The organism is Nitratidesulfovibrio sp. 1201_IL3209 (assembly GCF_036763125.1).
GTDB lineage: Bacteria > Desulfobacterota > Desulfovibrionia > Desulfovibrionales > Desulfovibrionaceae > Cupidesulfovibrio.
Map to the genome: position 1 here is coordinate 82,969 of NZ_JBAIYT010000014.1, position 12,032 is coordinate 95,000.

The window sequence follows — 12,032 nt, forward strand, 5'->3', positions numbered from 1 at the left end:
TCGCCTCAGGTGGTTCCCGTCTGATGGTCGGAGCGCAGGCCTGTCTCGTCACCCCACCATATCTGGGCCTTCTCCTCGCGCGCCTGGCGGCAGATCGCGAGGTACTTCTCCTTCAGTCAGTAGCGCACCTGGGCCGGATTCTTCTCCAAAGCCCTCTTTGCAGACTTTTGCGCGACAAGAACCAAGCCTTGAGATACCGGCCCACGGTCCAGCGCGAAAGTGAAACACCATGCCGACGCTCGATCACCCCCAAGACAAGCTCCCTAATCCAAAGCAGTCCAGGCAGCCGCAGTTGGCCCGGGCACCGGCCCAAAATGGATTTCTTGATGCCACTCGCCTGTTCCTTGCTGAGCTTGCCCAGGGGGACGGCCTTGCCGTTTCGTCTTGAGCGCCTTCTCGCCTTTCTCTCGAAAGGCCTTCCCCCAGAGACAAACGGTCGTCCTCGACACGCCAAAGACCTTTGCGGCTTCGGTCTGGCTCATGCCTTTCGCGAACACAGCCCGCACCACCTTCATACGGATGGCCTCTTGGGCTAAACGGGAAAGCCTTCTCGTGCCTATCCGCGTCATCAACAATACATACTACAATCATCTATAATGGTTAAACAGTTTATGCTCCCGGCAATATAAAACGTGGTACTGCTCATGCCGTGTTCGCGACAAAGTTCAGGAACGGGAACACCGCTTTCGGCCTGCTTCAGGCTGCTCAGAATCTGAGCTGTCGGAATAGCGGGAGTCTTCATGTAAAATCTCCTCGCGATGGTTTACGAGAAAATTCTACTTTTCAGAATGACTTTTTAGCGGGGGGATTACCCTCCTCAATGTGTGCGCGCATCCCATCGTTTTTTTAAATATATATTAACATATTGAACTCCCGGCCTTTTACCTGAAATCGCCCTGACGCCCCGTGTATCAGGGCTTTTCTCTTTCCAAGGAGACGCGATGGACAGCCTTCAGTACACCTCCCCTGAGGTCACCGACCTCGCCAAGGCCCTCATTGCCGTTCAGCACGCCCTGCAACCGGCCATCAAGGACCGCGAGAATCCGTTCGCCAAGTCCCGCTATGCCACCCTCAACTCCGTCATGGATTCCTGCCGGGATGCGCTGCTGACCAGCGGCATCTGGGTGACCCAGTACCCGGTCCCGGCAGAGGCCGGACACCTCGGCCTCGTCACCAAACTCACGCACGCGGAATCCGGCCAATGGCAGTCGTCGCTGCTGGTCATGCCCCTGCCCAAGGCAGACCCGCAGGGATACGGCAGCGCCATGACCTATGCCCGCCGGTACGCGCTTTCGGCCATGCTCGGCATGGTGACGGAAGACGATGACGACGGCGAGGCTGCATCCCGCGACAGGCCCGCACGGCAGAGAACGCCTCGCCAGCCTCGGCCCCAGCAGCCTGCTGCCGCATCAGCCCAACAAGCCACGCCCGCAGCCCCCCCACCTCAGCCCAAGCCCGCAGAAACAGCACATCCAGCCCTGGCGTCACTGCCACGGCTGGATGGGGTAAGCTACACGACGGCCACCGCCCAGGATGGCCGTCTTTGCATTCTGGCATCGGGCAACACGTCTGCCCGCAAGCAACTGCTCTCGGCTGCCGGGTTCAAATGGAACGCCGAGCGCAAGGTCTGGTGGCGGTACGCCGAGACCGCCTGATCCTCATCACCACGCCCACGGCGGGGATTCCCCCGCCGTGGGGGAGCCTCGTCCACTCGATGGAGTCCCCCATGACAGAGCCCTCGCAATCCCCCATGCCTCCGGCACTGCCGGAGCCTCTCTTCCTCCTCGCCGAATCCCTGCTCGCACACGAAGTCCAGGCCACGCAGACCCAATTGGGCGACCGCAGCACCTACGTCGGCATGTCCGACATCGGCACCGCAACGGAATGCCTGCGCTCGGCGGCAGCCCGCAAGTTGGCGTTGCCGGGCACGCAGCCCCACACCATCCCGCCTCAGCATGTCGGCTCCACCCTGAAGCGACACCTCCCCCTGCACCGGGGCCACTGGCAGGAGGCCGGGATCACCGCCGCCCTCACCAGAAGCGGCCACCGCCTCATCCCGCAACTGGAAATCAGCGCATCCTTCCACGGTGTGCCCATCAAGGCGCACCTCGACATCACCCTCATCCACGAAGCTCCGACACCCGTCATCCGGGTGCTGGAGCTGAAAAGCAACGGGCACCTGCCCGAAATCCTCTACACCTCCAACGAGGTGCAACTTTACGGGCAGATCGGCCTGTTGGGGAGCACCTGGCATCGCCCGTGCTGCTCGCTACGTGACGAAGACGGTCAGCCGGTGTTCACCCGCAAGACCTTCCCGGAGGCGACCCGGCTGCTCTTCGGCATCGACCTGCCAAGCACACCGGAAGGCGTGACCATCGAAGGCTGGGTGCTCTCCATCTCCATGGCCGACGCCAAGGCCTTCGGACCGTACACGCCCAACCGGGCCATGCTCGGCATTTGCTGCAACACTGCCGCCGACCTGTGGCAGGCAGTCAACGCCGTCAAGGCGGGGCAGTTGACGCTTGACGACCTCCCGTACTGCCAGGGGTTCCATCCCCTGTGCGACTGGTGCGACGCCAACGCCACCTGTCCCAAGTTCCGACCCATGCGGGTTGACGGCATGCCCGTGGACCTCGGTCCCGCCCATGCGGCGGACCTCGACCATCTCGCCAGCCTGAAGGAGCGCAAACTCGCCATCGAAAGCGATATCGCAGCGATTGAAGGGCGCATCCGCAGCGCATTCCAGCGCATCGCGGCGGTAAGCGACAGCATGACCCGGGACTGGATAACCGCGGGCAGGCACCGCTTCCGGGTGGCATCCATGCCCGGCAGACAGACCATCGACCAGGCGGCCCTGCAGGAGGAACTGCAAGCCCTGACCGGTGATCCCCAAACGGCGACCGACATTCTGGACCGGACCCGCAAGACCGGCCAGCCTCATGAACGGCTGTTCATCAGCCCCATCAACAGAAAAGGAGAATGACCATGGGATACTACAGCGAAGTCGCCCTGTGCCTGTCCGGCAACGGGCGGGCACGGCTTGATGCCGCGATGCACGAGGCAAGGCAGCATGCCACGAACCCCAGCGACATCGAACTGTTCCTGCAAAACGGCCTGAGGCAGGACGCGCCGGACTCGGAAGGCGTGCTGTACTACTGGGAAGGCGTCAAATGGTACGCGGATTTCGAGGAGGTACGGTTCATCACCGACGTCATGGATGAACTTGACGTTGACGACTACCTCTTCCTGCGCATCGGCGAGGACGTTGACGATGCCGAGATTCTCGGCGGCTGGTGGGACAATCCCTTCGATGCGCGCCTGTTCCGAACCATCGACTTCGGCTAGTTCCACTCGCTGAAATCCCTTCTTGCCTTCACGCCTGTTGTCACACCGGCAGCACCGCAACCGCCACCGCCTCTTCTCCCCATTATCAAAGGAGCACCCCATGCCCCATACCGATTCGGGCCTGCATGAGTTGCAGCCCGTCGAACTCGACGCTGGCGCCGTGTTCAGCGGCACCCCGTCGGGCCGCATGATCAAGGGCTACCGCCAGCCCTCGACGTATACCCCCAAGGCGGACCCCGACTACATCTTCCACGAGACCACGCGCGACATCGTGGTCTGGCTGATGACCGCATCCGATCCGCTCTACGTGTTCGGCCCCACCGGCAGCGGGAAGTCCAGCGCCATCCGGCAACTGGCCGCCCGGCTCAACTACCCGGTCTTTGAGGTCACCGGGCACGGCAGGCTTGAGTTTCCAGACCTGGTGGGGCACCTGTCCGTGCATCAGGGCTCCATGGAATTCCGATACGGACCGCTGGCGCTGGCCATGAAGCATGGCGGGATTCTGCTTTTGAACGAGATGGACCTGCTGGAACCCGCCACGGCCACGGGCCTCAACGGCATCCTCGATGGCCAGCCCCTGTGCATCCCGGAGAATGGCGGCGAACTGATCACGCCGCACCCCATGTTCCGGTTCGCGGCCACGGCCAACACCAATGGCGGTTCCGACGAAACAGGCCTCTATCAGGGCACCCTGCGCCAAAACCTCGCGTTCCTCGATCGATTCTGGCTGTGCGAGATGGGCTACCCCGAACCTGCGGCGGAAGAACGGCTGCTGGAACGCATCGCGCCGCAACTCCCACAGTCCCTGCGGCGCACCATGATCGACTACGCCAACGAAGTCCGGCGTCTCTTCATGGGCGAATCGGGCACGGCGCATGGCGCCTCCATCGAGGTAACCTTCTCCACCCGCACCCTGATCCGCTGGGCCGACCTGACCCAGCGATTCCAGCCCCTGGCCCGGCAGGGCATCCAGCCCGTGGCCTACGCCCTCGACCGGACGCTCGGCTTCAAGGCCACCCGAGAAACCCGAACGCTCCTCCACGAAATCGCCCAGCGCATGTTCCCAACGGGGGAGTGAACGGGGACGCCGCTACCGCGCCGAACACGTCCGATCCGGACACCCCCGGCAAGGATGCCGCGTCTCCCCGAATCCCGGGCAATACCGGCCTGGTGCTCCAGTTCATGGATTCCCTGCTCGTCCGCCAGGCCCGCGATCCCGCCTTCTTCGCCTCCCTCTCCTCGCCTCCCTGGCTGCGCCTCGAAAAGGACACGCCTTCGGGCGGCAAGTTCTGGTCCTGCACCATCCAGACGCATGGCATCGACCTCCATTGGGGCAAGCTCAATACGCAAGGACAACGGCTTGCCCTAGCCATCACCCGATGCAACCGGGGCAGTCCCATCCGCGAGGCGCGGTCACGCACCCTCGGCAAGCTCAAGGAAGGCTACCGGCTCGTATCGTCATACGGCCCCCTCCCGTAACCGCGATTTCCCTCCCGACGATTCCGCATTCTGGAACGACCTCGACCTACACAGCACCCACGAGGAGCACACACTCATGAAAGCGACATCCGCCATGCGCATCTTCCCCTTCTCCCGCAGCATCCACCTCGTCCGGGATATCCACACCAACGGCGTCCGCCACCACTGGAAGGCGGAAGCGGAGCTCTACCTCCTCAAGGTCAGCGTCTGGACCGGGGGTGACGAGGAACCCCATCCCTCGCGAGTCACGGTCCACACCACCGGGTGGGGACGATGCCTCGACGAAGACCCGGTGCAGGAAATGTGGCGACAAGCCGCAGAGAAGATCGAAAAGGACCACTACCACTTCCACAGCGGAATCTAGGACGCCCCTCCCCCGAGGGGCGTTTCGCTTTTATGGAGCACGCACATGAACGACACCATCCTGAACTGCCTCATGGCCATCAACCTCGACGTGAACATCTGGACCGCCCGGCGCAAGCTGACCCCGGCGGACTTCGGCGGCGCGGACCTGCCGCCGGAGGAACTTGCCTCCCTCGGCAGCAAGCGCATCTGCGACCCCGAGGAACTGAAGATATTCGGCACGCTAAAGGCGCGCGCGGTGAACCTGCTCGACCGTCACGGCGTACGCTTTCTTGGCGGTTGGGGCATTCCGGAGGAAAAAGCCCCCGTTCTTGTGGAAGAACTCGACCGCATTCGGGCCGAATTCCTGGCCGCCAGGGATACCTTCCTCACCCGGTACGATGACGCTGTTCGGGACTGGATAGCCCGGCACGGCGAGTGGGAGCGCATCATCGCCGATTCCACCGTCAGCGCGGACTATGTGCGCAGCCGCATGGGCTTCCGCTGGCAGGTCTACCGCATCGTGCCGCCAGCCCAGAACGATGTGGAGCCGGTGGCCCAGGGGCTTGCGGAAGAGGTGCGCGGGCTTGGCCGGACCCTGTTCGACGAGGTGGCCAAGGCCGCCACCGAGGCCTGGCACAAGTGCTATGCGGGCCGTAGCGAAGTGACCCACAAGGCGCTGTCTCCCCTGCGGACCATCCACCAGAAGCTGGCCGGGCTGACCTTCGTGGAACCCAGGGTGGCCCCGGTGGCCGACCTCATCGGTACGGCCTTCGCCAACCTGCCCAAGCGGGGCAGGATACAGGGGGCGCACCTGCTCATGCTGCAGGGGCTGGTGGCCCTGCTACGCGATCCGTCCGCGCTCATGGAGCACGGCCAGCGGATCATCGAGGGGCATCGTCCGTCCGACCTGCTGGATACCTTGCTGCGACAGGATGGGGACACGGAGAGTGGACGGATAACGTTCGCAGACGAACCCGAAGAAGGGGAGGACGACATGCCCGACCTTGGGGACGATCTTGCGCAGGATGGCATCCCCCGCGAGGTCATGCCCGACCTGCAACCCGTCCTGCCCAATTGCGGCCTGTGGTAGGCGGCTGGACAGGCCACGCCAACCCGTTTACCTATCGAGACTGTTGACGTGATTGCATGTTACCCGTGAGCACACCATGACAACGCCATCGCCCACACCACCCATCGACTTCGCCCAACTTGACGCCCTCAAGGCGCGGCTCGACCGGCATCGCCCGCTGCCGCCCGACATGGTGGCTGAGCTGCGGGCGGACATGGTGCTGCGGTACACCTTCCATTCCAATGCCATCGAGGGAAACACGCTGACCCTCATGGAGACCAAGGTGGTGCTGGAAGACGGGGTGACCATCGGCGGCAAGTCCATGCGCGAGCACCTTGAAGCCATCAACCACAGGGAAGCCATCGGCTTTCTGGAAGAAGTGGTACGGGATGGACGCGGGCTGGACAAACGCACCCTGAAGGACCTGCACCAACTGGTGCTTCGGGGCATTGCCGATGACGCGGGCCGCTACCGGACCCGCAACGTCATCATCTCCGGCGCGGGGCACACCCCGCCCGACGCCCTGCACGTGCAGGAACGCATGGACGCCTTCTTTGGGTGGTACGCGAATGCGGCGGCGCACCTGCACCCCGTGGAACTGGCCGCGCGCGTCCATGCCGACTTCGTGGTGATCCACCCGTTCACCGACGGCAACGGGCGCACCGCCCGGCTGCTGATGAACCTTGAACTGATGCGGGCCGGGTTCCCCACGGTGATCATCCCGGTGGAACAGCGGGCCGCGTACTACGAGAACCTCGACACCATCGGGGTGCGCGGCGACTACGCCCCCTTCCTCGCACAAATCGGCGCGCTGGTGGCGGCCAGCTTCGAACCGTACTGGCGGCTGCTCGGCACCGCCGCCTGATCATCCGATACACACCAGCCACGAAAGGCCCCGGAGCACCACGCTTCGGGGCCTTTTCGCATTCGGAGGACAACATGCTGGACACACGCGCCGTGATGCGCTCGCTGCCGCTGGTGGCGAGCGTGCTCGGCAGGAAATACGGCGTCACCGTGACCATCGGGGGCACGGAGGCCTACACGGACGGCACGACCATCCATCTTCCCGCACTGCCGGTGGACGTGCCCGACACCTTCCTCGCACTGGCCCGTGGCTACATCGACCATGAGGCCGCCCACCTGCGGGATACCGACTTCGTGGTGCTGAAGGCCGCGAACCTTACCCCACTTGAGCACCATGTCTGGAACATCATCGAGGACTGGAGGGTAGAAAACCGTCTGGTCGCCGCCTTTCCGGGCTGCCGGGGAAACTTCGACTGGCTCATCGAACACTTCTTCGGCGGCATGGCGACAGGGACAACGGACGATCCAGCAGCCCAGTTCCTGAACTGGCTGCTGCTCACGGTTCGGGCGTGGGACGTCCCGGCCATCGGAAAACGGCGCGACACCATCGCGGCACATCTCGATAACCTCTGTCCGGGCCTGCTTACCCGCATGAGCTGCGCTGGAGAAGCGGTACGCACCTCGTGCGCATCCACTGCCGAGGCCATTGCCCATGCGCGGGCCATCGTCGCGGAACTGGGCAAGGCCGCGCAAACGCCGCCACCCGCGTCAGGTAGGAATCCGGACGCCAATCAAACTGGGGACGCCCCGGAGGGTGAGGCTGGCAATGGCAACCAGCCCACGGCATCACCGTGGGAACGGATACGGAACCTGCTGCACGCCCAGGAGGACGAACTTCCGCAGGAGTTCGGGGCAATCCTTGGGGAGGCTCTGAAGCGTGAGGCACCCGCCAGCGATGGAGTGCCCGTGAACGTGGCCACCGTCACCCACAAGGTAAGCTGGGACCTGCACCCTAACGATATCGCCGAGGCCAAACGGGCATCGACGGCCCTGCGGACGCGGCTTCATGGCCTGTTGCAGGCTGCGACCATCAGCCGGACCCACGGAGCACGGAGCGGGAGACTCGACCCGCGCAGGCTCCACCGCATCGCCACGGATGACGCCCGTGTCTTCATGCGCAAGGGAACGCGCGTCGGCATCAACACCGCCGTGCATCTGCTACTCGACTGCTCCGGGTCCATGACTACGAGCATCCGGCTGGCCAGCACGGCCTGTCATGCCGTGGCCTCGGCCCTTGAGACCATCGGCATCAACGTGGCCATCACCGCCTTTCCGGCCAGCCATGACCCGGCGTCAACAGAACAGAAAACGGTGGGCCGCCTGGTGCGGCACGGACAGCGGGCACATTCGAGACTGAAGGTGGCAGCCGTGGGGACCACCCCCCTGGCCGAGTCCCTGTGGTGGGTAATGCAGGAAATGTTGCCCCTGCGTGAGGCCCGCAAGCTCATCCTGCTGCTGACCGATGGCGACCCCGATACGCCGACATGTGCCCTGGAAGCCATCCGGCACGCCGAACGGCTGGGGTTCGAGGTCTACGCCATAGGCATCGGCGCGGTGAACATCCTGCAGCACCTGCCGGGACGGCACCGGACGATCAACACCATGGCCGAACTTGCCCCGGCGATGTTCGGCCTGCTCCAAGGCGCGCTGGTCGGAAGGCGCGCGACATGATGCAACGACGAAAAACACCGGCAACGAACAACGGGGAGGCACCACGCCTCCCCGTTCTCTTTCAACACCCCGACAAGGAGGTCGTATGCGTTGGATGTACCTGTGCCGGTTCTGGCCGTGGAAGAAATGCCTTCTGCCGCCTGCGGAATGCGTCCTCTTCGCGGACTGCCCCAAGGTCCGCACCCCGAGGAGAAGAATATGGGCATAAGCTGGGGATCAATCATCGCCATAGCCATCGCGGTACTTAACGTCGTCAAGGAGAGCATCGATGACTGAGCACGAGTCCAAGGACAAGGGAATGAACAGGGCCTGGGTGTTTCTTGGCGGCTGCCTAGCCGGTGTCGCTGGCGTGTTCGCTGCTGCCATATTGTCGGAGACAGGCACCACGAAAACGAACGATTGCGATGACGAACCGTTGGCGCTGCCTGAAGGCGAGAGCCATACATGAAAACAGGGGGAGGCAAGCGCCTCCCCCTGCAGCTATTCGTCCAATTATTTTAGCCTTTTCCTAATTGTTTCGTGGCTAGGGGCACTGCCGTGTAATTTGACAAGTTCCTGAGCAATTTCCCGGAAACCCATGCCGGCGTGCTTCATGCGCTTGGCATCCTCAAGCCAAGCAGGCTGGAGGCCACCCACATCCGGGGCACTTTTTTTTGTCTGACCTTCGCAGGCCGAGGTGGCTAGCAGCCCGTCCGGAGGCGATAGTTCCACTGTGAACGGCTCAATATCACTACCGAACGCGTTACGGCATTTTTCGTACGTGACGGAGATCGTCGTGGTCTTCTCGGCGGTGCCCTTTTTACTGGGCCTATCAAGCTTCACCACGGCATCCAGTATGTCGAGTTTGGCGTTGCTGCCACGCTGGTCTCCCGTTTTCGAGGTATGCTGCACAATCAGGCAGGAAATCCCCCGAGCCTTCAACGTCTTGAGCAACGCACGAAATGCCTCCTGGCACTCAGTGCTGTTGCCGCATGCCGTCGGGGCCAAGGTCGACAGATTATCGAACACGATGAACTCGACATCCGGAAACCGCTTGTCGATCCAGCCCAGCAGGGCCTCGCCGCCTTCCTCAGTACCAAGGTCAGGCAAGGCATTGCCTTCTGTCATGGTTGAAAGCAGTTCGAACCGCTTTCCCCCGGTTTCTTCGTCTACCGTACGGCCCTGAGCTTGACCCAAGGCCTTCAAGCGCTCCCTGCACGCACTCTCACCCATCTCACCATCAAGGTAGAGCACATTCCGTGTGCGGGAAGCTGTCCACTTCCCGCCTAGCGCAGAAGTCCCCTTCCACACGGCAAGTGCAACTGCTAACGCGACCCAGGTCTTCCCAACCCCCGTTCCCGCCACCAGCATCATCAAGCCGGGGCTCAGCATAACTGGCTTGAGCACGTATGGCCGTGGCTCATCAGGCATCGCCAGCAGCGCCTCCAAGGACTTGCTTTGGAATGCAGTCTCCACTTGGCCATCAAGATTCAGCCCAAAGAGGCGCTCAGCCTCTTCGCAAAAGGCACTGGGAGAAAGCCTTCGAACCGGATCATTCCAAAACGCGAGGTCATGGGCAAGACGCTCCGTTTCACCACGAAATTCCCATTGAGGTGCTCGTGACAGAATCCGAACCTGCCCTGCCCCGGCTTTCTGAATGGCTCGACTGGCTTCATATATCTGACGGTAACCATCCGCTGCATAAGACGGGAGTAAGAGCACTTCGCGCCCCTTCAACGCGCTCCAGTCAGTGCAGGCGATCCCCTTCCGCCCTCCAGGCCAAGCGGTAGGAACTACGCCACTCTTAACGAGCCACCTATGATCCAATGATATCTGAGAAGCTGTTTCTTCGTCCATGGCGCAAAGCACTGCCTGCCCAGAACTAGCAATAAGGCCATGCAGATTGAATAGGGGAAATGGACTTTGAACGACACGCCACATCCACCCACACCGAAGGATATTGTACCCATCACTACTATAGCACTTGATAAGCGGCAGTTTAAATGCCGTTCCTTTTTTATCAAAGAATTTAACAACTCCCCACCGCAACGTTCCATCTTCGTTTGTATAAGGGTAGCGTAATCCTTTTGCATTATTCAACGCGTAGTAAGGGTAACTCTTCGTAGCCCTTTCAAAATCCTTAGCTTCGACACCGGATCGGCACTCATACCAGCCGGGGTCGCAGCCCTGAAAAAAGCGCGCCTCAGGGCTCGTGTCGATGTTCAACCAGACGGCAATTCTGAAAAATCCACGGATAGGGTCTAAGCCTAAATGTAACGTCACCAAATCGGTCAGACTATTCCCACGCAGGCGTTTTTTGAAATGCCTCCATGTCCCATAGGTCGCTAGACTCTGATCGAGAACAACCGTAAATTCCTCATTCGGGAAGGGGATTTTCAAGTGCTCAAAGGCAGCTTTTGGGTTCTTGCAAAGAGTGATCTCGACCGTTTCCCGTGCCAAATACTCCAGGATCGGGAGCTGCTGCACAGCATCCTGCTCCGTGCTGTATTCACGCCCCAGCAGATTGACATCAGTCGGCGTGTACTCGCTCTCATTTGTATACATGACCTATCTCCATGGACTTAGGTGTGAAGGTGTAATTGACCGCGCCACACCAAAGCGTGGACAGGAGCAACGCGGCCAACCTTAGGGATTACCCTAGCGTGCCCCAAAGCCATCCGTAAGATAGCCGAGCACCTCCGTGCTTCGACTCCGGGCTGCACGATCAGCAACCCGGTTGGATTTTGGTTCAGGCACCTTCACACGACTCACGAACCACTCCATGAAGGAGTCCCGTTCATAGAAGACACGCTTCCCAATCAGACAACGTCGAGACGGACCTTTTCCGAGGCTATCGAGGTTAGCCAAGGTCTTGGGGTGAACAATCCCGCAGGTGAGCTTGCCTACCTCGGTGCGAGGAAACCAAGAGGGTAGCCCGGAACTCATCCAGTCAAAAGTCAAAACCATCTCATCCTCCTTCCCTACGGCAGGGAATAATCGTTTGATGAGACGGGGTAACTCTCCAAAAAATGTCCAGCCAGCATTAGACATCTGGACATTTGGAAAAAATCACATCATGCTGATATTAAAAATAAAAAACGAGAATGGCACTAGCGCACCCCCAAGCGACCTCAGCAGGCTAACAACCCTAAATGGGTCTTCGACGTTAGCTGTGGAATTCACGCCTCCAAGAGTTGGGTGATGGGCGCTCCGATCAGGTAGATCATGGTGATGAAGGTTGTTACGTTCCGATACCCTCTGGCCCGCGAGCGAGCAGCCT

The 12,032-nt window shown here is 61.4% G+C and carries 12 protein-coding genes and 1 pseudogene; 10 read left to right on the forward strand and 3 right to left on the reverse strand.

Going from position 1 to position 12,032, the window contains the following annotated elements; all coding sequences use genetic code 11:
• Window positions 1–263 precede the first annotated feature (263 nt).
• Both V6B97_RS17425 and V6B97_RS08625 read right to left on the reverse strand, forming a co-directional pair.
• Complete coding sequence (locus tag V6B97_RS17425) at window positions 264–569, reverse strand: helix-turn-helix domain-containing protein (protein WP_442935474.1); 306 nt, start codon at window positions 567–569, stop codon at window positions 264–266.
• 56 nt (window positions 570–625) lie between these two features.
• Window positions 626–742: pseudogene (locus V6B97_RS08625) on the reverse strand (IS3 family transposase); the annotation flags it as partial.
• Window positions 743–941: 199 nt separating this feature from the next.
• Between V6B97_RS08625 and V6B97_RS08630 the strand changes: the two are divergent.
• From V6B97_RS08630 to V6B97_RS08675, 10 genes are all read left to right on the forward strand, one after another.
• Window positions 942–1,655 carry an ERF family protein gene (locus V6B97_RS08630; protein WP_333506097.1) on the forward strand — a complete coding sequence of 238 codons (714 nt, stop codon included), beginning with the start codon at window positions 942–944 and terminating at the stop codon, window positions 1,653–1,655.
• Between the two features lie 71 nt (window positions 1,656–1,726).
• Complete coding sequence (locus V6B97_RS08635) at window positions 1,727–2,983, forward strand: hypothetical protein (protein ID WP_333506098.1); 1,257 nt, start codon at window positions 1,727–1,729, stop codon at window positions 2,981–2,983.
• Window positions 2,984–2,985: 2 nt separating this feature from the next.
• The gene (locus V6B97_RS08640) at window positions 2,986–3,345 is read left to right on the forward strand and encodes a hypothetical protein (RefSeq protein ID WP_333506099.1); all 360 of its coding nucleotides are present in this window, start codon (window positions 2,986–2,988) and stop codon (window positions 3,343–3,345) included.
• A 100-nt stretch (window positions 3,346–3,445) separates the two neighbouring features.
• On the forward strand, window positions 3,446–4,423 hold the full coding sequence (locus V6B97_RS08645) for an AAA family ATPase (protein ID WP_333506100.1): 978 nt from the start codon (window positions 3,446–3,448) through the stop codon (window positions 4,421–4,423).
• Entirely contained in the window at window positions 4,420–4,824 is a 405-nt protein-coding gene (locus V6B97_RS08650; RefSeq protein ID WP_333506101.1) for a hypothetical protein, read from the forward strand. The genes V6B97_RS08645 and V6B97_RS08650 overlap by 4 nt, the downstream gene beginning before the upstream one ends.
• 76 nt (window positions 4,825–4,900) lie before the next feature.
• Window positions 4,901–5,188 (forward strand): hypothetical protein, encoded by a 288-nt coding sequence (locus V6B97_RS08655; RefSeq protein WP_333506102.1) that lies wholly within the window; start codon window positions 4,901–4,903, stop codon window positions 5,186–5,188.
• Between the two features lie 45 nt (window positions 5,189–5,233).
• Window positions 5,234–6,259: a DUF3150 domain-containing protein gene (locus tag V6B97_RS08660; protein ID WP_333506103.1), complete on the forward strand. Its 1,026-nt coding sequence runs from the start codon at window positions 5,234–5,236 to the stop codon at window positions 6,257–6,259.
• A 76-nt stretch (window positions 6,260–6,335) separates the two neighbouring features.
• Window positions 6,336–7,103 (forward strand): Fic family protein, encoded by a 768-nt coding sequence (locus V6B97_RS08665; RefSeq protein WP_333506104.1) that lies wholly within the window; start codon window positions 6,336–6,338, stop codon window positions 7,101–7,103.
• A 74-nt stretch (window positions 7,104–7,177) separates the two neighbouring features.
• Window positions 7,178–8,773 (forward strand): cobaltochelatase CobT-related protein, encoded by a 1,596-nt coding sequence (locus V6B97_RS08670; RefSeq protein ID WP_333506105.1) that lies wholly within the window; start codon window positions 7,178–7,180, stop codon window positions 8,771–8,773.
• Between the two features lie 268 nt (window positions 8,774–9,041).
• On the forward strand, window positions 9,042–9,221 hold the full coding sequence (locus V6B97_RS08675) for a hypothetical protein (protein ID WP_333506106.1): 180 nt from the start codon (window positions 9,042–9,044) through the stop codon (window positions 9,219–9,221).
• Between the two features lie 44 nt (window positions 9,222–9,265).
• Here V6B97_RS08675 and V6B97_RS08680 read toward each other — a convergent pair whose 3' ends face one another.
• Window positions 9,266–11,317 carry an AAA family ATPase gene (locus V6B97_RS08680; protein ID WP_333506107.1) on the reverse strand — a complete coding sequence of 684 codons (2,052 nt, stop codon included), beginning with the start codon at window positions 11,315–11,317 and terminating at the stop codon, window positions 9,266–9,268.
• Window positions 11,318–12,032 lie beyond the last annotated feature (715 nt).